Raw genomic sequence first — 19500 nt, 5'->3', positions numbered from 1 at the left:
GAACAACGGCAATTGTTACTATAATTTAAAAAACGAATGGTGTATCATAAAAACAGAACTTTGATCGAATAAATAATGAAACATGGTGATAGTTTGTCAACAACGAAAAAACGTCGACAGAAAGCAAAAAAGTCACGTGGACCAATATATTCGGTTGTTGATCTGGAAACGACCGGAACAAGTGTTAATCATGGTGACCGCATTATCCAGATTGGCTGTGTACTTGTTCAAGATGGCGAGGTCATTAATCGCTTTGAAACAAAAATTAATCCGCGAGTAGTGGTTCCGCGGCAGATTACTCAATTAACAGGAATTAAAAATAGTGACGTACGGAATGCACCGTTATTTGAAGATGTTGCTGGGACACTATACAGTCTCCTCAGTGGCACTGTTTTTGTGGCGCATAATGTTAATTTTGATTTTCCGTTTTTGAATGCCGAGTTAGAACGTGCTGGTTACCCTCCGTTATCAATTAAGGCCATTGATACGGTAACGCTAAGTCAAATATTAATGCCGACTGCAAAGAGCTATCGCTTGCGAGACTTGACAAGTTCATTATCAATTGAGCATGATCATCCTCACAGCGCGGTTTCTGATGCAGAAGCAACTGCTCATTTACTAGTGGACCTAATGAAGCAATTACGAGAGTTGCCGACACTAACGCTTGAAAAACTTGTTGAACTTAAATTAAACCTGCCTCAACAAACGACAATGATTTTGGAACAGGAGCTAGAACGGCGAGATGCTCATCCATTGCCATTAGCTGATAGTCTATATGTTAGTCACGGAATTGTTCTCCACAAGGTTCGTCCGGCAACAAGCTTAGGAGAGGCAACCAATGTCCGTTATCCATCAACAAAGCGGGCAAAGATTAAGCTGTATGGTGACTTATTGGAATTTCGTCCTACCCAATCAAAGATGATGAATAGTATTTATAATAACTATACTCATGATGAGCCTAAATCAATGATTGTGGAAGCTGGAACCGGAACAGGGAAAACATTAGGGTACCTTCTTCCCTTAGCCTATGCAGCGTATCCAGATAAGAAAATTGTTATCAGCACGGCAACTAATCTTTTGCAACAACAAATAGCGCAACGGACAATGAAGCAATTGAATAAACTCCTACCATTTGAATTAAATGGAGTAGTAATTAAGGGGAATTCGCATTATCTTGATCTGGCTAAGTTTGTTCATTCATTAAGTATCGTTGAAGATTCTGACTATATTCAGTTAATTAAGGCAAAAATTCTTGTCTGGCTGCTAAAAACTACCAGTGGTGATCTTGACGAATTGAACTTAAATGCGCAACGTTCACCATATTTTGCTGAAATTCGTCACCAAGGTATTAAAACTCTGCGCGAAGATAATGAGTTTTATAAAGATGACTTCTTAATTCGTCGGCAAAAGCAATTACATACTGCAAATGTAATTATTACTAACCATGCCTACTTAGTTGCTCATGCGCAAGAATTAGGGGATGGCACTAGACGACCATACCTAGTGGTTGATGAGGCTCAGCACTTAAGCGAAAGTATTCTTCGTCGTTCACGACAAACGCTTGATTTTCAAAATATTAGAACTGCGATCCATGTGTTGGAGAACTTAGTTAGCGATAATCAGGAACGAAACCTTGCAAATATTTTTGAAGATCATGCGTTAGGGACATACAATGTTGAACTGTTGAGAGATGATTTGCGCTCGCTTAGTGAAGCCACTGATGCGTTTCAGCAGGCGTTGTATCGTCAATTTATGCTTAATGTTCAAGGTAATAATAGTAATGAATTAATTGAGCAACCGTTGAATAATCAGCAATTATTTTCGCTATTAACGCCAAGTAATAAACCAATCATGCAGCTTGAACAGGCATTAGCAAGTGTTCAGCTTCATTTTATGGCTCTCCGGCACCTTTTTGAACAGCAAGCTGACCGGTGGTTATTTAGTGATCGGTACTTAATGAGTCAATTTCAGAGTCAGTGGATGGTTCTTGCTGATGCAGATAACAAGCTTCACCAATTTATTGAAACCCTTGAGGAACGTGGTGAATCCGCTGCTTTCTGGCTCACCGTCCAGCAATCTACTGAGCACAGTTCAATGCGACTTAGTGGTGGTCTCTTGGCTGTTAATCACTTCTTAACAGAGAACGTTTATCCATACTTTGCTCAACCATTATTTGTTGGGGCAACGCTATTTACTTCTAGTCGTTCTAACTATTTGTATGAACAGTTGGATCTAGAAAAAGGACGCACATTGCAAAAGCGTTTTGCCTCACCGTTTAATTATGCAGAGCAGGCAGAATTGCTGGTTGCTAAAGATGCACCAATTCCGAATCAGACTAATAACGAGGAATACACTCGTTATTTAGCACAGACGATTTATCGATTATGTAAAAACAACCATTGCCAAACAATGATCCTTTTTAATTCGTTAGTAACAATTGAGCAGGTTTATAGTCAGCTTAAAGAAACAGACTTATTTGATCAGCGAGATATTTTGGCTCAAGGAATTACTGGCCGCCGTGAAAAATTATTAAAGCAGTTTGCAAGCGGAACAAGTTCGATCTTACTAGGCGCAGCTAGTTTTTGGGAAGGAATTGATCTCCCTAAATCATCCTTAGAACTACTGATTATAACCCGCTTGCCTTTTGATTCGCCAAATGAAATCATGACGCGTGCACATAATAATTTACTGAAATATGAGGGGAAAAATCCGTTCTACCATGCAGCTCTTCCTAAGGCAACCATGAGACTCCAACAGGGAATTGGCCGGTTATTACGGACGCCAAATGATTTTGGAGTAGGGATTATCCTTGATTCGCGAATTAATACCCGGCACTACGGAAGTTCAATGCTCAAGAACCTTCCTAAAGATTTGCCGATAAAGGAATTATCAACTACCGAGCTGGTAGAAAATGCCAAAAATTTTTTAAAAAAGCACCGGACAAATAACGAAAGGTAAGAATTTCTGGTATAATTTCTAAGATTAATAATTTTTTAAAGAGGGGAAGTTACATGCAAAGTCGTCGCGAGGTCCAGCGTGATAAGCAACATCGTTCTACTGGACAAACGATTCGTAATCTTTTAATTGTCATTGTTGCAATTATTGTTATTGTGGGGATCTTTTACCTTATCAGTAACCAGCCACGTTCGGCAGCCAGACGACAAACCGTTTCAATTGCAAAAAAGTATGCCCACCTCAAGGAGCCAGGGAGCTTTTATATTTATAATCGGGAAAATACTTATTACACCATTGCTGGAAGAAATAACCAAAATCAACCGATTTTAGTGGTTGTTCCTCAGCATGGTGGTAATGTTCGGGTATTGAAACAGAGTAGTGGCTTAACAGCGCAGCAGGTAATCCAGCTAGTTCGGCAGGATCATCACCCACAAAAAGTGTTAAAAGCTGCTCCAGGAGTCTTTAATGATAAAGTAGTTTGGGAAGTTACTTATCGTAACCACAAAGGACAATTATGCTATGATCTGATTAACTTCAAAACAGGGAAAGTTGTTCAGACGATTAATAATTTGTAGTTCGTGAAGATAGGGGGACGATTTATTATCGTTACGCCCTTATCTTTTTTGGTTAATTTTTGTTAAGGGGGTTCATGATGACAGAAAATTCACTAGTCCAATACCTTAAAGCTGGAGAAACTTCTATCAGTAACATCCTCCTCCATCATTATCATGAATTGGGGATGTCAACGGCTCAACTGGTTGTATACCTCGAATTTAAGTCTTATCTTGATCGGGGCGTGATTGATCCTGACATTCGACAAATTGCCCAGCACCTGCAAACGGACGAGAATCAAGTTTTTGATCTTCTTCACCAAATGATGAGCAATAAACTAGTAGTTCAGCAGATGCGTAAGTTGGATGATGGTAAGGAAGATGCCTTTTGGGATTTCACACCGCTGATAAATAAACTTAGTGCGTTTAACGAGCAGGAAGCTACTGAACAAGCTAATGCTAATACCGGAAATCAGCGAAAAAAAACGTTCAACAAAATTGAGGCAGAAGTCGGTCGACCGTTGTCACCAATGGAAATGCAGATTGTCAATGATTGGATTGATCGTGATCATTACAAAGCTGCGATTATTGATCTTGCACTGAGACAAGCGGTAATGAATAATGCGCTAAGTCTTCAGTATATGGATCGTATCTTAAGAAACTGGTCCAGACAAGGATTGAAGTCGGCTCATGATATTCGAGAGCATGAACGTCAATTTGAAGAACGAAAGTCAAATTATTCACACCAGGATGCCAGAAAAATTCAGGGTCCTAAGATTCCAATTTTTAACCTTAACTCGCAAACAAAAAAGAATTAATTTAAAGGAAGAAGGGTGCTTTATGGCGCAAAGAACAAATAATCCGGTAATGAAGGGGATTATCATTGCTGCAGCTGCATCAGTAATGTGGGGAATTTCAGGAACGACACTTCAGCTAATCTCCCAAAACCTTGCAATCCCGGCAGCGTGGATGCTTTCTATTCGAACATTTTCTGCGGGAATTATCTTACTTGTAATTAGTGGGTTTATGTACGGCAAAAAAACCTTCAATGTGTTTAAACGGCGTGATACAACAATTTCTGTTCTGTCTTATGCCGTTTTTGGGTTGATGGCTAATTTATTGACCTTTTACTACGCTATTCAAAAGGGAAATGCCTCAGCGGCAACAATTCTGCAATATTTATCACCATTATTCATTGTGCTTGGTGGTGTGATATTTAAACATCAACACCCATTTAGAAGCGACCTGCTTGCATTTGTTTTAGCCCTTTTAGGGGTTTTCTTTGCTTTAACCAAAGGAAATTTTACCCAGCTAGACATTCCGATTGATTCACTATTATGGGGTCTTGGTTCAGGAATTACTGCAGCCCTATATGTTGTCTTACCCCAAAAAGCCGCTGATTCTAATCCGCCAATTGTTGTGTTGGGGTGGGGAACCATTATCGCAAGTATCTTGTTTAACATTTACCGACCATTTTGGGTTAATCCGCCACAGATTAGCGGTGAGTTAGTCGCCGCTGTTGCGACTGTTGTGCTATTTGGAACAATTTTGCCATTTAGTTTATTAATGGTTGCCACCCGTTATGCTCCTTCTGATGTTGTAAGCATTATGGATGCTCTACAGCCAATTACAACCTCGTTATTAAGTGTGCTTTTCTTTAACCTTCACTTAACCTTAATTGAAATAATTGGGATTGCTCTTGTTATTATTGCTGTTTACATCTTGCAAGATGGTCGGCGAAAAGCACTTACTGAAAATGACCTTCACTATTAAATTAAAATTATCTAAGAATAATTTTAATTTAATATTGACAAAAAGTAAGAAAGTTTGTATATTAAAACCATTAATTATTTGGAAAGGAGAAGGACTCATGTTAGTTAACCGTTTATTTAATTTTAATTGTTGTCAAACTTCAAAAATTAATGGACATTCTGACATGAGTTCAGTTGGCCATTCTTTTTGAGGTTGATTAAATCTTAAAAGGGGCGGCTGCTCCGCAATAAGTGGTAAAAGCTACTAATCATGTCAGTGATTAGTAGCTTTTTTTGTACGCTGAATTAAAGAAAAGAGTGATGATAATGACATTAGCACGTAAAGAAGTAATTGCAGCCTTAAACAATCAAGAAACTGGTAAAATCCCAATTTCTTTTTGGCGCCACTTCGCAGTAGATGAGTTTACGAATGTTTTTCAAGAGCCAGCAATCCTCCAAACAAACTTAAGAGGGCACCAAAAATACTATGATGCAGTAGATGTTGACTTTGCTAAAACAATGTTAGATGGCTATTTTGCTTACCCGTTTCGTGGAGTTGATAACCCACGGAGCCTAGCTAATCTTCAAAGGCTTCAGCCACTAAATCAGAATGATCCGTGGATTACCGGTCAGGTTAAACTTGCTCAACAACAACAGCAAATTGCGGGAGATCGACCAACCTTTATTACGATGTTTTCCCCAATGCTTCTTTTTAAGTGGGCGTTAATTAAACATTATGCGGAACCACTTTTGTTAGCAGATCAGCGATTTACGGATCTTTATAAACAGGATCCATCACTAATCTTGCAGGTCCTAGAAGTAATTGCTGACGATCAAATCAAAGTTGCTCAAGCAATAATGACTAACACTAAGGTTGACGGTATTTATTACAGTACCCAGTCAATTCAGGATTCACGTTTACGTGATGACACCCAGTTCTTTAAGCAAGTAATGGAGCCGATTGATCTTAAGGTTCAAGAGGGAATTAACCAAGTGTCACGATTGAATATTCTTCATATCTGTGGCTTTGCTGGTGCAACTAATCATCTTGAGTGGTTCACTAATTATCCGTTGCAGGTTATTAACTGGGCAACAGAAATTGATGGCTATTCGTTAAGTGAGGGAAAACAGTTATTTGGTGATCGGCCAGTAATGGGTGGTTTTGATAACAGTATAAACGGAATCCTTTACCAGGGAACCAAGGAGCAAATTCAAACAGAGGTCAAAAGGTTAATTGATGAAGCTGGTCACCGGGGAATTATTTTGGGAGCTGACTGCACGGTCCCTCGTGATATTTCTTACGAACGACTAACCTGGGCGATTGAAGCAGCTCACCAGAACTAGGAGGTTATTGGGGATGTTATTAAAAATAACAGATTTGAAAAAGCAGTTTCATGGTCAGCAAATTTTAAACGGGATTGACCTTTCAATTGCCAAGGGCGAAGTAGTGGTTATTATTGGCCCTTCTGGTTCAGGAAAGACAACCCTGTTGAGAAATTTAAATTTCCTTGAACATGCTGATAGCGGCTTAATGGAATTTGCTGGAGAAAAAATCAGCCTGGCTCAAGCAACTAAGCCAGAAATTCAAATGGTTCGCCGAAAAACAGCAATGGTATTTCAAAATTATAATCTTTTTAAGAATAAAACAGCCCAAGAGAATATTGCTGAGGGCTTGATTTATGGTCATGGCGAGAATGCTAAAGCAGCAAACAAAAAGGCGGTTCAAGCGTTAAAGAATCTTGGACTAGATAAACAAAAAGATTATTATCCTTCGCAACTATCAGGTGGTCAGCAGCAAAGAATCGGAATTGCTCGGGCAACAGTCCTTAATCCAGAAATCATATTGTTTGATGAACCGACTAGTGCCCTCGATCCCGAGTTAGTAGGAACGGTTTTAAAAGATATTCAGCAGTTGGCTGAACAAGGCCAAACAATGATCGTTGTTACTCACCAGATGTGGTTTGCCCGAAACGTCGCTAGTCGAGTGTTGTTCTTTGCTGATGGTGAGATCATCGAGTCAGGGACGCCTGTGCAAATCTTTGAACATCCACAGAAACAAAGAACTAAGCAATTCTTAAATGCTTTGGCTGATAACTATTAGGAATGGGAGGTAGATCAATGAATAGTCAGAAGATTATTGGGATTATTTGGCGAGGCTTTCCAAACACGGTTGAATTACTAATCTTTTCCTTTATCTTTGCAACTCTTCTAGGATTGCTCTTAACTTGGGTTGGGTTGCGTAAAAATAGGTTAGCTCAAGGAATTGCAACAGTATACCTGAATCTGGTTCGAGGAACACCGCCGTTGCTAATGTTGTTACTTGCTTATTATGGATTACCGGTTTTGTTGAAAGCAATCGGGATCAATATTGATCATTGGACAAGGTTAATGTTTGGAATTCTTGGGCTCTCCTTAGGGTGGAGTGGTTATTTAGCGGAAGCGTTTCGGTCAGCCTACCTCTCAGTCGATACAGGTCAAATTGAAGCTGCTCGTTCTGTAGGAATGAAGGATCAGACCACCCTTAGGCAAATTATCTTGCCTCAAGCGGCAATGCTTGCTTTGCCTAATATTGAAAATTTGGTAGTGGGGCTGGTTAAGGCAACTTCATTAGTTTATGTTATTGGTTTATATGACATGTATAATCAGGCATCTAATCTTTCAAACCAAACTGCCGGCTTACACCAGTTGCAAATATTTATTCTTTTGGCGTTAAGCTATTGGGGATTGGTATTAGTAATTGAGGCCATGTTTCGTTTTATCAAACGACGTTACCAGTGGCTAGCTTAGGAAGGATGTGATTATGTGTTTGATCTGAATTTCGCTAGGGATTCATTTAATCAAATTCTGGCAGCAATACCACTAACGCTAATTATAGCTTTAGTTGCAACTATTATTGGATTAGGTCTAGCGATTTTAGTAGTAATTGCCAGAGAAAAGCGAATCCCGGTCCTTTCTCAGTTTTTAGCGATACTAGTATCGTTTATTCGGGGAACACCAATTTTAGTTCAACTATATGTTGTTTATTATGGACTACCTCAATTGTTAGTGTTGATGAATGAATGGGGCTGGAACACGAATCCTAATGGCCTGCCAGCAATCATCGTTGCCTTTTCTGCTTACGGCTTAAATGCGATGGCTAACTTGTCGGAGAGTATTCGAGCAGCTTACCATTCGGTTGATTTTGGACAATATGAGGCCGCGTTATCAATTGGAATGACGCCTTTTCGGGCAATGACTCAAATTGTAATTCCCCAGTTAATTATTAATTTAATTCCTAATTTTACGAACATTTTTTTAGATTTAATCAAAGATACAGCATTGATCTACAATATTGGCTTGGTCGAGATTATGGGGCAGGCAAATATTGTTTCATCAATTGGATTTAAGTACCTAGAGACTTACACTGATGCATTGATTATTTACATTATTATTTGCTGGATCTTTGCTCAATTATTTAGGTTAGTTGAAAAGAAATTACGACAGCGGTATTTCGTTGTATAGACAAAGAGAGGTTACTTATTATGAAGATTTCAAGATTATTTACAAAGTTATCAGTGATTGGTTTAGTTAGTGCCGCTGCAGTTAGTTCAGCAACGGGAGTTCATGCAGCGACGACGGTTAATGTTGCTGCACCAAACGGTAATCCGGCATATATTGTTAATACTGATAACGGACCTGAGGGGTATTATGGTGAATTAATCAAAAAAGTTGATCAGGACTTACCCCAATATAGGTTTAAAACCACCTTTACGTCTCAAAATGCAGTTTTTTCAGGATTACAAAGTGGAAAGTATGACGTTGCCTTAAATAATTCTTGGTACAATAAGCAACGTTTCCAAACATATTATCATACTCGAGCAGTTGGCCTTGACGACTTACGGTTGGTATATAACAAAAATGGGAAGAAAGCGAACTCATTAGATGATGTTGCTAAGAAAAATTTAAAGTTAGTTCCCGTTTCAACTGATGATGCCCGTTATAGTGTTTTAGAAGACTATAATAAATCACATAGTAAAAAGGTGAACTTGAAAGCGATTGGCGACCAATCTTCAGCTGATGCTTTAGCACAAGTGGCTAATGGTAAATATGACGTTGCACTATACCCATACGCTGCTTATAAACAGGTAGCTAATTCCAAGAATGGAAAGAAATTGACAGTTTCAACATCAATTGATCAGCGTTCAGCTTACTTGCTCTTACATAAGGATGCTAAGAACAAAAAGTTAACGCGGGCACTGAATAAGGAAATCAAGAAGTTATATAATGATGGTTATTTGGAAAAGCTGACAAAGAAATATCTCTATGAGAACACCTTTGTTTTGCCAGGTGCTAAGAAGAACTATAATGCTGAATTTAATAAGTAATAAAAAAGGCTAAGAAGGAATTAACTCCTTCCTAGTCTTTTTTATTGTTTATATTAATAAGTAAAGGTTAGTTGTTTTGGAGCTTAGCCATACCGTCCTTAGCAACCTTTTCAAGGGCAGCAGCAGAAGCATCCATAGCCTTCTTTTCACGGTCATCCAAAGGAACTTCGATAACCTTGTCAATACCGGATGCGCTGATAACAGCAGGAGTACCGATGTAAAGATCGTTAATTCCGTATTCACCGTTCATTGGAGCACCAACTGGTAATACAGCGTGTTCGTCACGTAGGATAGCGCGAGTAATCCGCATTAAGCAGGTAGCAACACCGTAGAAGGTAGCACCCTTACGGTTAATGATTTCGTAAGCCTTGTTACGAACATCGTCTTCGATCTTAAGTAATTGATCCATTGAAACATTGTTTTCCTTAGCAATGTCAAGAAGTGGCTTACCACCAATAGTTGCACTTGAGTAAGCAGCAAATTCGGAGTCACCGTGTTCAGCAAGAATGTTTGCTGAAACATCGCGTGGGTCAACATGGAACAACTTAGCTAAAGCGATACGAAGACGTGATGAATCAAGTGAAGTACCTGAGCCAATAACCTTGTTCTTTGGGAAGCCAGAAAGCTTTTGAACAGCGTAAGTCAAAATGTCAACTGGGTTAGCAGCGATCAAGAAGATACCGTTAAAGCCAGACTTAACAATTGGTTCAACAACTGACTTCATGATCTTCAAGTTCTTGTCAACTAGTTGAAGACGAGTTTCACCAGGCTTTTGTGGTGCACCAGCAGTGATAACAACCAAGTCAGCATCCTTGCAAGTGTCGTAATCAGCAGAGTAAATTTGCTTTGGTGCAGTGAAGACAGTAGCATCTTCAAGATCCAAAGCGTCACCTTCAGTACGCTTCTTAACAAGATCAACGATAGCTAATTCTTCAGCCAAACCTTGTTGTACTAATGCGTAAGCATAACTTGAACCTACAGCACCGTCACCAACAAGAACAACTTTTTGATGATTCTTAGACATAATTAAACAGTCTCCCTTTCATCCAGTAAATATGCTATTTGAGATTTCTCTCACATGACTAATTATAACATTCCTTGTGAAAAAAGCTATTAAATTCGGAATTATTGTCATTTTTTGTGGAAACTAGCTAATAATTGCTAGCTTTACTTATGATTGAAGACCACTGATTAGTATGATAAAAAGGGCAATTACGATTGCAGGGATTAGCAAGGCATGAAAAATGAAGCCGACTACGAAAATTAAAAAGAGCAATCCCAAAATTTTGAGTGTAAAAACACCTAATTTCCACATGATCCATAGAATTAATAGCGTGATCAAAATCCCCAAATTTAGGAACCTCCTATTCTCAATTAATGAGGGAATTATAGCATTTTTTAAATTGAAAAGATTAATTTACGTTAACCTTTTGCACAATCTTAACCATGTGATAAAATGGAACATATGTTAATGAATTGATTATATAAAAGGAGGAGGTGATTACCGTGTTGAATCAAACGAAGCGTTTTATGCGTGACAATGACTTGATGTACAAGAAAGAATATATTCGGCCGATGATGACGCCACAGCATGTATATGTTTTTCGGTTTGGGAAGCATCGATTGAACAATCGGGTAATCATTCGTTACTCCCATACATGGACGGGGCGATTGAAGATTAATGAGATCGATGTTCGCCTACACCACCAACATCATCCACGAATTTTTCGGACTGAAGCTGACTTGATTGAATATTTAAGAAGTCACTTTACCAAAAAAGATGATGAGGAGAATTCATCGCAGCCTGCTAATTTTGAGAATGAAGAATAGGTGAGCGATATTACTGTGACCATCATATTGGTGGTCATTTTTTATTTAATAAAGGAGAACAATATGGATTGGACAGCGGTAAAAGTAATTACTTCTAGTGAAGCAGTTGAAGCAGTAAGTTATATCTTAACTAATGAGGGAGCGGTCGGAGTTCAAATTGATGATGCAAAGGATTTCGCCAATTTAAAGCCTGGCCGCTATGGAAAATATGGAGAAATCATTGATCCACAGGAAATCCCCCACCGGGAAAGCGGGGCTGCGGTTACCGGATACTTCCCGCAAAATGTTTTTGTTCCCGAACTTGTTTCAACAATTAAGGAACGAGTTGCTAAACTTAAGGACTACCAACTTGATCCGGGAGCAGGCCTTGTGATCACAGAAGCAGTTAATAATAAGGATTGGGCAACTGTTTGGCAAAAATACTATCACCCATTGCGAGTAACCAGCCAATTAACAATTGTTCCTCAATGGGAGAACTATCAACCACATTCCGCTAATGAGAAATTAATCGTTTTGGATCCAGGGATGGCCTTTGGAACGGGAACTCACCCAACGACGCGCTTAATGATTGAAGCACTCGAAATTGTTGCTCGTGGTGGTGAATCAATGATTGATGTTGGTACGGGTTCTGGAGTCTTGAGTATTGCGGCAAAACAACTTGGGGTAGGACAGGTAGATGCTTATGATATTGATGAGGTGGCTGTCCAATCCGCAAAGAAGAACATTGACTTAAATCCGGTTGCTGCTGACGTTAAGGTTGGTGTTAATAGTCTGCTCGATGGAATTCATACCCAGGTGGACCTAATCGTTGCAAACATTTTGGCGGAAATAATTGTTCCATTAATTCCTCAGGCATTTGAAAATCTAAAACCAGGTGGTCGGTTCCTCGTTTCTGGAATTATTAAAGATAAGGCAGACCTGGTTGAACGGGAATTAAAGAGCCACCACTTTGTCATCGATCAGAGATTACGAATGAAGGATTGGTATGGAATGATTGCCCATAAAGCAGTAGAGGGTCAGGAATAATGCAACGTTATTTTATAGATCAAAGTAAAACGGCAGGTAAAGTTATTCTTCCAGAAGAAGTTGCCCATCATCTTGTGACGGTTCTTCGGGCAGCTGTTGGCAGCAAATTTGAATTAGTAATGGCGGATCATCAGGCTTATCTTGCTGAGTTGATTTCAATAACCCCAGGTAATGTCACAGCTAAATTGATCAAGAACCTTGGTAAAGATAGTGAACTTCCGGTGAAAACGATTCTTGCTTGTGGGTTACCCAAGACTAAGGAAAAGCCTGAACTGATTGTTCAAAAAGGGACGGAGCTTGGGGCCGACAAGATTGTCTTCTTTGAGGCTGAACGTTCAATTAGCCACTGGAATAGTCAAAAGCAACCACGGAAAATTGCCCGTTTGCAGAAAATTGCTGACGCTGCGGCTGAACAATCACACCGAAATGTAAAACCACAGATTGAATATTGTCCTTCATTAAAACAGCTCCTTGCTAATTATCCTGCAACGACACGATTAGTTGCCTGGGAAGAGTCAGCAAAGGAGGGAGAGAGCAGCCGTTTATTTCAAGCGTTAGTTAAGTTACAAAAGGGAGATTCTATTCTTGCTATATTTGGGCCAGAAGGTGGATTGAGTTCAGCAGAAGTTACTATAATGGAAGAAAACGGAATTATTCCGGTTGGCTTTGGACCACGAATTCTACGAACAGAAACGGCTCCCTTATATTTTTTGGCGACCGTCTCATTTGTTACTGAATTGTCGAAGAATAGTTAGCGGTTTGTGGTACAATTATTTTCATCATATTAAGTATAGGAAGTTAGGTTATGGATTGGCTAAAAAAAGTTGAAAATAGTAAAAGCATTGCTGTATGGGGATTTGGGATCCTTTTTGGAATTATTCTTCCATTATTTAGCGATAAATTTCGGTTAATTCATCGTGTATGGATGGTTGGTTTTTTCCTGTTCTTGGTTAATATGCTTTTTGGTATTTGGCTCGGTCAATATATAAAGAAAAATGGCCTGAAATGGTGGAACCTGTTGGTATTTCCAGTTTTATACCTCTTTGTTTCATACGTATTTATGCCAAGGTACACTGTTTATTTTGCTCTATTCTATTTAGGAGTTACTTACCTAGCTTGGTCGATTAGTTCACAGGGCCAGCCAAAGTAGTTTAGATTGGAGGGTGGCACATTGTCAGAGGTTAAAGAGTTATCACATGAAGATGTCCTTAAAATGGTTTCTTCATATATGAATGATGAGCATGTCGCTTTAGTTGAACGGGCATACCGGTTTGCTGCTGTTTGTCATCGAGACCAGCGGCGAAAATCAGGTGAGCCATATATCATTCACCCAATTCAAGTTGCGGGAATCTTAGCTGATCTTCATATGGATCCAGAGACGGTTTGTGCTGGGTACCTTCACGATATTGTTGAAGATACTGGGGCAACTTTAGATGACATTAAGGAGCTATTTGGTCCAACAATTGCCCTGATTGTTGATGGTGATACTAAGTTAGGGAAAATCCAGTATAAATCAAATAAGGAGCAGATGGCTGCTACCCACCGTAAACTGTTGCTTGCAATGTCTAAAGATATTCGTGTGATGATTGTTAAGCTTGCAGATCGGCTTCATAATATGCGAACCCTTCAGCATTTACGGCCAGATAAGCAGCGACGGATTTCAAACGAAACTTTAGAAATTTATGCGCCAATTGCTGATCGATTAGGAATTAGTACTATTAAATGGGAGTTAGAGGATCTCTCTCTTCGTTACCTTAATCCGCAACAATACTATCGGATTGTCCATTTAATGAATTCGCGGCGGGATCAGCGAGTAGAATATATTGATGAGGCCATTACAGAAATTAAAAAGGCGATTAGTGACCTCAACTTAGGACCAAACGTTGAAATATATGGTCGGCCTAAACATATTTACTCAATTTACCGCAAAATGGTTAACCAGCATAAACAGTTTAGTCAAATTTATGATCTGTTGGCAGTACGGATCGTTGTTGATTCGATTAAGGATTGTTATGCAGCCTTAGGAGCAATCCATACTAACTGGAAGCCGATGCCAGGAAGGTTTAAGGACTATATTGCAATGCCTAAAGCAAATGGCTACCAATCATTGCATACGACGATCATGGGCCCTGGAGGTAAACCACTAGAAGTTCAGATTAGAACTCACCATATGCATCAAGTTGCAGAATATGGGGTTGCAGCACACTGGGCTTATAAGGAAGGAAAAACTAACGGAATTCAACAAACCCGCGATAGCCAAAAGTTGAACGTGGTTAAGGAAATTCTCGAACTACGTAGCGAAAGTGATGGTACTGATGAATTTATGCAGGGGGTCCAAAGTGATATCTTTGCTGATAAGGTCTATGCTTTCACGCCTAAGGGTGATGTAATTGAATTGCCACAAGGGTCAGGACCGCTTGATATGGCTTACCAAATTCATACTGAAGTTGGTAACCACACAACAGGAGCCAAGGTTAATGGTCGGATTGTCCCTCTAGACTACGAAATCAAAACCGGCGATATTGTGGATATTCTGACTTCTTCTTCATCTGCCGGACCGAGTCGTGATTGGTTGGAGCTTGTGTCCACACGACGGGCACGGAATAAGATTCGGCAATTCTTTAGAGCTCATGATCGAGAAGCAAATATTGAAGAAGGTAAGCGAATGATTGAACGGGAGATCCGGGAAGCCGGCTTTGATGACTGAAGAAAAGAACGAAGAAGTGGCCAACCAGATGCACTACCAAAGCAGTGATGATATGTTCGCTGCAATTGGCTTTGGGGATATGGCACCGGTTGGCGTGCGGAATCGGTTCACCGCTGATGTAAGAAAAAAGGAAGAAGATTCACGGAAACAGGCTGCTGAGAAAGCCGTCCTTGAAGAACATGCAACGTTAGAAAAGCCTGATCAACGAGAGAAAAAGAAACAGGCTAAGGAGACGAGTGAAGGCATTGTTGTTGAAGGCGTTGATAATTTATTGACTCGTCTTAGTCACTGTTGTAGTCCAGTTCCCGGTGATGACATTGTTGGTTATATTACTAAAGGACGTGGTGTATCGGTTCACCGTTCAGATTGCCCCAATATTAAAGCTGCCGAGAAGAGTGGTCAACGAATTATTCATGTTTATTGGGCTAATCCAAATGGGGATAAGACGAACTATAACTCGAACATTGAAGTTCAGGGTTATAACCGGAGCGGCTTATTAAACGATGTCCTTCGTTCAGTAAATAACACTACAAAATTCTTAAACTCCGTAAACGGGAAGGTTGACCACAATAAGATGGTCACCATTAGTATGACAATTGGTGTTCGTAACCTTCATCAATTGCAGTTTATTATGGATTCGTTAAAGAATATTAAGGATGTTTATGTAGTTAAGCGAACCATTCGTTAGTGAGGAGGAAAAGTAGTGAGAGTAGTTTTACAGAAAGTCAACCATGCTTCAGTTTCAATTGACGGTGAAGTCGTTGGGGCAATTAAGCGTGGCTATATGTTATTAGTTGGTTTTGCTCCTGATGATGGGGATGAACAGCTAGATTACCTTGTTCATAAAATTGTTAATCTCCGCGTCTTTGAGGATCAAAATGGTAAAATGAACCTTGGCCTTCGAGATGTTGACGGTGCGATCCTTTCCATTTCACAATTTACCTTGTATGCTGATACAAGACATGGTAATCGCCCCGGGTTTACTGATGCAGCTCGTCCAGAAATTGCCGAGCCGCTTTATCAGCGATTTAATGAAAAACTGGCTGCTACTGGTGTTCATGTTGAAACTGGTCAGTTTGGTGCCGAAATGAAGGTTGATCTGGAAAATGACGGACCAACGACGATAATTTATGAGAAATAAATAGTACGAAAAATGGTCTCCAAAGGACGGTAAAGCCGAACTTTGGAGACCATTTACATTAATTATTAATAGCTGCTTAAAATGTTATCGACTGCGGGACCATAACTTTCACCAAATAAGATGAGGTGCATGCAGAGATAATAAAACCTGTACCAGGGAAGTCGTTCGTTAATTCCTGGGGTGATTGGATATATGGCATTATAGCCGCGGTAAAATTGATCGTCGAACCCACCGAAGACTGTTGTCATAGCTAGATCAAATTCACGATCACCATAAACGCAATCTGGATCAATTAAGTATGGCTGGTGAGTTTGGCTAAACATAAAGTTTCCGGCCCAGAGATCACCGTGTAGCAGGCTAGGCTGAACCTCATGTGTAGAATAGTAATTGTCAAATTTGGCAATCATTCGGTCAAAATGTTCTTGTCGCCACTTATTCCAGCGATCTTGCTTTATCGCTGCCGAGATCTCTGGCTTTAATCGTTGGTTAATGTAAAAATCACGCCAACTGGGATTCCACTGGTTATTTTTAACCAATACCTTTGTTTGATGGTTGTCCATAAAGCCAAATTCTTCTCTTCGCTGTTGGTGCATTTTAGCAACTTCTTGACCAAGTGCGTATTGATCACCGACACCACTATTGATCCAATTTAATATTAGGTAAGCATCACCATCAATTTCACCATTAGCAACAGGGGTAGGGACATTAGCTATTTTGCCGATTTCTCGTAATCCGGCGATTTCATGATCGAAATATGATGCCTGATGATTTGGCTGAACTTTGACAAAGTATGTCGCCTGGTTAGTAGTGATTTGGTAGGCTAGATTAATATCGCCACCGCTAACTGACTGGCAACTGGTAATATTGTCTAGCGGTAACTGTGATAACCAGCTACTAGATAATTGATGATTAATCAAAATGAACACCTTCTTTTGACCTATATTTTAAACTTTTACTGGGAGAAAGCCAATGGAACGGTAACTATTGACATTTTTAGTGAACTCGGGTACTGTAAGAATGTAATTTTAATACTAATAGCCAATGATAAAGAATGCTTATTTACCTTAGTCAGCAGCGAGTGGGAAGTGGTGGAAGCCCATGACATTAGGTGATAATTGACGCTTTTGAGGCTGGGCAGTTAGCCCCGTCGGTAGTTCGACGTTACCAATGAGTGATACTAAGGTGGTACCGTGCATAAAGCACCCTTATGAAAGATAGGGGTGCTTTTTTTATTAGAAATTAGTATTAACACTACCAATCTAAAAATGGTTAAAGAGGTAATTAGAGGATGAAGAGAACTAATTACGCTGGTGAAACCAGTGAAAAACAAGTAGGCCAAGAAGTTGTTCTTAAAGGCTGGGTTGCTAAACGTCGTAATCTTGGTGGCTTGATTTTTATTGATCTGTGGGATCGAGAAGGAATCGTTCAGTTGGTCTTTAACGAAAAAGAAAACCCTGAAGCATTTAAGGTTGCCAATGCGGTTCGGAACCAATATGTTCTTGAAGTTCAGGGAAAGGTTCAATTGCGGGCTGAAAAAGAAATTAACCCTGAGATGAAGACCGGGAAAGTTGAAGTTGCGGTTGATCAAATTAAGGTCCTGGCAAAGTCTGAAACAACGCCATTTGATATTGTTGATGACGTTGATGCAAGTGAAGATTTACGGATGAAGTACCGTTACCTTGATCTCCGTCGTCCTGAAATGATGAAGAATTTGATGCTCCGAAGTAAGGTTACGTCTGTTGTTCACCATTACTATGATAATCAAGGATTCATGGACGTTGAAACCCCGGACTTAACTCGTTCAACCCCAGAAGGTGCTCGTGATTATATTGTCCCATCACGTGTATACCCAGGGCATTTTTATGCTTTGCCACAATCGCCACAATTATTTAAGCAATTACTTATGGCCGCTGGAGTTGATAAGTATTATCAAATCGCACGATGCTTCCGGGATGAAGATTTGCGTGGTGACCGCCAACCTGAATTTACTCAAATTGATACGGAAATGAGTTTTGCTACTCCTGAGGATATTCAAACGGTAACTGAAGGATTAATTAAGAAGGTTATGAAGGAAGTCTTGGGTGTCGATGTTAAAACTCCATTTCCACGGATGGAGTGGCAGGAATCAATGGATAAGTATGGTTCTGATAAACCCGATACTCGATTTGGGATGTTAATCCATGACTTATCATCAATTGTTAAGGACAGTTCATTTAAGGTTTTTTCTGGAACTGTAGCCAAAGGAAACTTTGTTCGGGCAATTTGTGTTCCTGGTGGGGCTGACAAGTACTCCCGGAAAGATATTTCTAAGAAGGAAGAGTATATTAAGCGTTTCGGGGCTAAGGGCCTTGCCTGGGTCAAGGTTACTGAAGACGGTTATTCTGGTCCAATTGCAAAGTTTATTAATGATAATGCTGATGCAATCAATGAAGAAATGGGTGCTAAGCCGGGAGACTTAATGCTCTTTGTTGCTGATTCATTCCACGTTGTTTGTGATGCTCTTGGCTACTTACGTCGTGAGATTGCTAAGGAGCAAGATATGATTGCGCCTAACCAGTGGAATTATCTCTGGGTTGTTAACTGGCCAATGTTTGAATATGATGAAGGGTTTGGAAAGTGGATTGCAGCTCACCACCCATTCACCATGTTAAACGAAGAAGATCTTCATTATCTTGAAGATGGTGAAGATCCCCACAAGGCTCATGCCCAGAGTTACGATATTATTCTTAATGGTCAAGAAATTGGTGGTGGCTCAATCCGGATTCATGATCCAAAAGTTCAAGAAAAAGTTCTGAAGGCATTGGGCTACACTAAGGAACGCGCAGAAGCTCGCTTTGGCTTCCTCCTCAAGGCATTAACAATGGGAATGCCTCCTGAAGGTGGATTAGCCTTCGGGTTAGATCGTTGGGTAATGTTACTTGCACAAGCAGATAATATTCGTGATGTCATTCCATTCCCTAAGAATTCTAAGGCTGTTGAACCATTAACAGCCGCACCTGGTAAGGTTAGTCAACAACAGTTGGATGACTTAAAGGTTCAGTTTGATGATCAAGTTGATTATAAGCAGGATAAATAATTAGCAGGATCAAATTAAAAATGGGTATCTGTCAACTGGTATTGATGGATATCGATACCACTCACAGAAATGTGGGTGGTATTTTTTATACAAAAAGAC

Annotated in this window: 18 protein-coding genes and 1 pseudogene; 16 read left to right on the top strand and 3 right to left on the bottom strand. The window is 39.8% G+C overall.

What is annotated here, in order from left to right; all coding sequences use genetic code 11:
* The first annotated feature begins 93 nt into the window (after positions 1–93).
* The 9 genes from MR181_RS07985 (at position 94) to MR181_RS07945 (ending at position 9621) form a co-directional block, all read left to right on the top strand.
* The gene (locus MR181_RS07985; RefSeq protein ID WP_369807486.1) at positions 94–2958 is read left to right on the top strand and encodes a helicase C-terminal domain-containing protein; all 2865 of its coding nucleotides are present in this window, start codon (positions 94–96) and stop codon (positions 2956–2958) included.
* 53 nt (positions 2959–3011) lie between these two features.
* Positions 3012–3530, top strand: coding sequence for a cell wall elongation regulator TseB-like domain-containing protein (locus tag MR181_RS07980; RefSeq protein ID WP_242336854.1), 519 nt, complete (start codon positions 3012–3014; stop codon positions 3528–3530).
* 77 nt (positions 3531–3607) lie between these two features.
* Positions 3608–4324, top strand: a complete 717-nt coding sequence (locus MR181_RS07975) for a DnaD domain-containing protein (protein WP_242336851.1) — start codon at positions 3608–3610, stop codon at positions 4322–4324.
* A 22-nt stretch (positions 4325–4346) separates the two neighbouring features.
* Positions 4347–5279 (top strand): DMT family transporter, encoded by a 933-nt coding sequence (locus tag MR181_RS07970; protein WP_242336848.1) that lies wholly within the window; start codon positions 4347–4349, stop codon positions 5277–5279.
* Between the two features lie 305 nt (positions 5280–5584).
* Positions 5585–6601 carry a uroporphyrinogen decarboxylase family protein gene (locus MR181_RS07965; protein ID WP_242336845.1) on the top strand — a complete coding sequence of 339 codons (1017 nt, stop codon included), beginning with the start codon at positions 5585–5587 and terminating at the stop codon, positions 6599–6601.
* Positions 6602–6614: 13 nt separating this feature from the next.
* A complete protein-coding gene (locus MR181_RS07960) occupies positions 6615–7358 on the top strand; it encodes an amino acid ABC transporter ATP-binding protein (protein ID WP_242336842.1) in 744 nt (247 codons plus the stop codon).
* A gap of 17 nt (positions 7359–7375) precedes the next feature.
* Positions 7376–8044, top strand: coding sequence for an amino acid ABC transporter permease (locus MR181_RS07955; RefSeq protein ID WP_242336840.1), 669 nt, complete (start codon positions 7376–7378; stop codon positions 8042–8044).
* A gap of 15 nt (positions 8045–8059) precedes the next feature.
* Positions 8060–8758 (top strand): amino acid ABC transporter permease, encoded by a 699-nt coding sequence (locus MR181_RS07950; RefSeq protein WP_242336837.1) that lies wholly within the window; start codon positions 8060–8062, stop codon positions 8756–8758.
* A gap of 20 nt (positions 8759–8778) precedes the next feature.
* Complete coding sequence (locus tag MR181_RS07945; protein WP_242336835.1) at positions 8779–9621, top strand: transporter substrate-binding domain-containing protein; 843 nt, start codon at positions 8779–8781, stop codon at positions 9619–9621.
* 67 nt (positions 9622–9688) lie between these two features.
* On the opposite strand, the gene MR181_RS07940 is transcribed toward MR181_RS07945, so the two are convergent.
* Positions 9689–10645, bottom strand: coding sequence for an L-lactate dehydrogenase (locus MR181_RS07940; RefSeq protein WP_240411486.1), 957 nt, complete (start codon positions 10643–10645; stop codon positions 9689–9691).
* A gap of 506 nt (positions 10646–11151) precedes the next feature.
* Between MR181_RS07940 and MR181_RS07935 the strand changes: the two genes are divergently transcribed.
* From MR181_RS07935 to dtd, 6 genes and pseudogenes are all read left to right on the top strand, one after another.
* Positions 11152–11451: a hypothetical protein gene (locus tag MR181_RS07935; RefSeq protein WP_191911289.1), complete on the top strand. Its 300-nt coding sequence runs from the start codon at positions 11152–11154 to the stop codon at positions 11449–11451.
* Between the two features lie 63 nt (positions 11452–11514).
* Positions 11515–12477, top strand: coding sequence for a 50S ribosomal protein L11 methyltransferase (gene prmA, locus MR181_RS07930; protein ID WP_242336831.1), 963 nt, complete (start codon positions 11515–11517; stop codon positions 12475–12477).
* Complete coding sequence (locus tag MR181_RS07925; protein ID WP_242336829.1) at positions 12477–13232, top strand: 16S rRNA (uracil(1498)-N(3))-methyltransferase; 756 nt, start codon at positions 12477–12479, stop codon at positions 13230–13232. Before prmA ends, MR181_RS07925 begins: the two co-directional genes overlap by 1 nt.
* A gap of 50 nt (positions 13233–13282) precedes the next feature.
* A complete protein-coding gene (locus tag MR181_RS07920; RefSeq protein WP_191911227.1) occupies positions 13283–13627 on the top strand; it encodes a hypothetical protein in 345 nt (114 codons plus the stop codon).
* A 21-nt stretch (positions 13628–13648) separates the two neighbouring features.
* Positions 13649–15872, top strand: a pseudogene (locus MR181_RS07915) (RelA/SpoT family protein).
* 15 nt (positions 15873–15887) lie between these two features.
* Entirely contained in the window at positions 15888–16325 is a 438-nt protein-coding gene (gene dtd, locus MR181_RS07910; protein WP_191911229.1) for a D-aminoacyl-tRNA deacylase, read from the top strand.
* 65 nt (positions 16326–16390) lie between these two features.
* Here the strand turns inward: dtd and MR181_RS07905 are convergent, their stop codons facing one another.
* Together MR181_RS07905 and MR181_RS08795 are read right to left on the bottom strand one after the other, a co-directional pair.
* Entirely contained in the window at positions 16391–17242 is an 852-nt protein-coding gene (locus MR181_RS07905) for a fructosamine kinase family protein (protein WP_191911230.1), read from the bottom strand.
* Between the two features lie 147 nt (positions 17243–17389).
* Positions 17390–17521, bottom strand: a complete 132-nt coding sequence (locus MR181_RS08795; protein ID WP_277956503.1) for a hypothetical protein — start codon at positions 17519–17521, stop codon at positions 17390–17392.
* A 92-nt stretch (positions 17522–17613) separates the two neighbouring features.
* On the opposite strand from MR181_RS08795, the gene aspS reads away from it, so the two are divergent.
* Positions 17614–19401 carry an aspartate--tRNA ligase gene (gene aspS / locus MR181_RS07900; protein ID WP_242336827.1) on the top strand — a complete coding sequence of 596 codons (1788 nt, stop codon included), beginning with the start codon at positions 17614–17616 and terminating at the stop codon, positions 19399–19401.
* Positions 19402–19500: the final 99 nt, after the last annotated feature.

Origin of the sequence: Limosilactobacillus urinaemulieris (assembly GCF_932750685.1) — a bacterium.
In the GTDB taxonomy this organism is placed as follows: Bacteria; Bacillota; Bacilli; order Lactobacillales; family Lactobacillaceae; genus Limosilactobacillus; species Limosilactobacillus urinaemulieris.
This window is presented reverse-complemented; position numbering and strand designations above follow the sequence as displayed.

Coding starts and splice junctions, on each gene's coding strand:
- MR181_RS07945 (WP_242336835.1), top strand. CDS start 8,779: ATGAAGATTTCAAGATTATTTACAAAGTTATCAGTGATTGGTTTAGTT.
- MR181_RS07955 (WP_242336840.1), top strand. CDS start 7,376: ATGAATAGTCAGAAGATTATTGGGATTATTTGGCGAGGCTTTCCAAAC.
- MR181_RS07970 (WP_242336848.1), top strand. CDS start 4,347: ATGGCGCAAAGAACAAATAATCCGGTAATGAAGGGGATTATCATTGCT.
- aspS (WP_242336827.1), top strand. CDS start 17,614: ATGAAGAGAACTAATTACGCTGGTGAAACCAGTGAAAAACAAGTAGGC.
- MR181_RS07975 (WP_242336851.1), top strand. CDS start 3,608: ATGACAGAAAATTCACTAGTCCAATACCTTAAAGCTGGAGAAACTTCT.
- MR181_RS08795 (WP_277956503.1), bottom strand. CDS start 17,521: ATGCACGGTACCACCTTAGTATCACTCATTGGTAACGTCGAACTACCG.
- MR181_RS07935 (WP_191911289.1), top strand. CDS start 11,152: ATGCGTGACAATGACTTGATGTACAAGAAAGAATATATTCGGCCGATG.
- MR181_RS07925 (WP_242336829.1), top strand. CDS start 12,477: ATGCAACGTTATTTTATAGATCAAAGTAAAACGGCAGGTAAAGTTATT.
- MR181_RS07980 (WP_242336854.1), top strand. CDS start 3,012: ATGCAAAGTCGTCGCGAGGTCCAGCGTGATAAGCAACATCGTTCTACT.
- MR181_RS07965 (WP_242336845.1), top strand. CDS start 5,585: ATGACATTAGCACGTAAAGAAGTAATTGCAGCCTTAAACAATCAAGAA.
- MR181_RS07920 (WP_191911227.1), top strand. CDS start 13,283: ATGGATTGGCTAAAAAAAGTTGAAAATAGTAAAAGCATTGCTGTATGG.
- prmA (WP_242336831.1), top strand. CDS start 11,515: ATGGATTGGACAGCGGTAAAAGTAATTACTTCTAGTGAAGCAGTTGAA.
- MR181_RS07940 (WP_240411486.1), bottom strand. CDS start 10,645: ATGTCTAAGAATCATCAAAAAGTTGTTCTTGTTGGTGACGGTGCTGTA.
- MR181_RS07960 (WP_242336842.1), top strand. CDS start 6,615: ATGTTATTAAAAATAACAGATTTGAAAAAGCAGTTTCATGGTCAGCAA.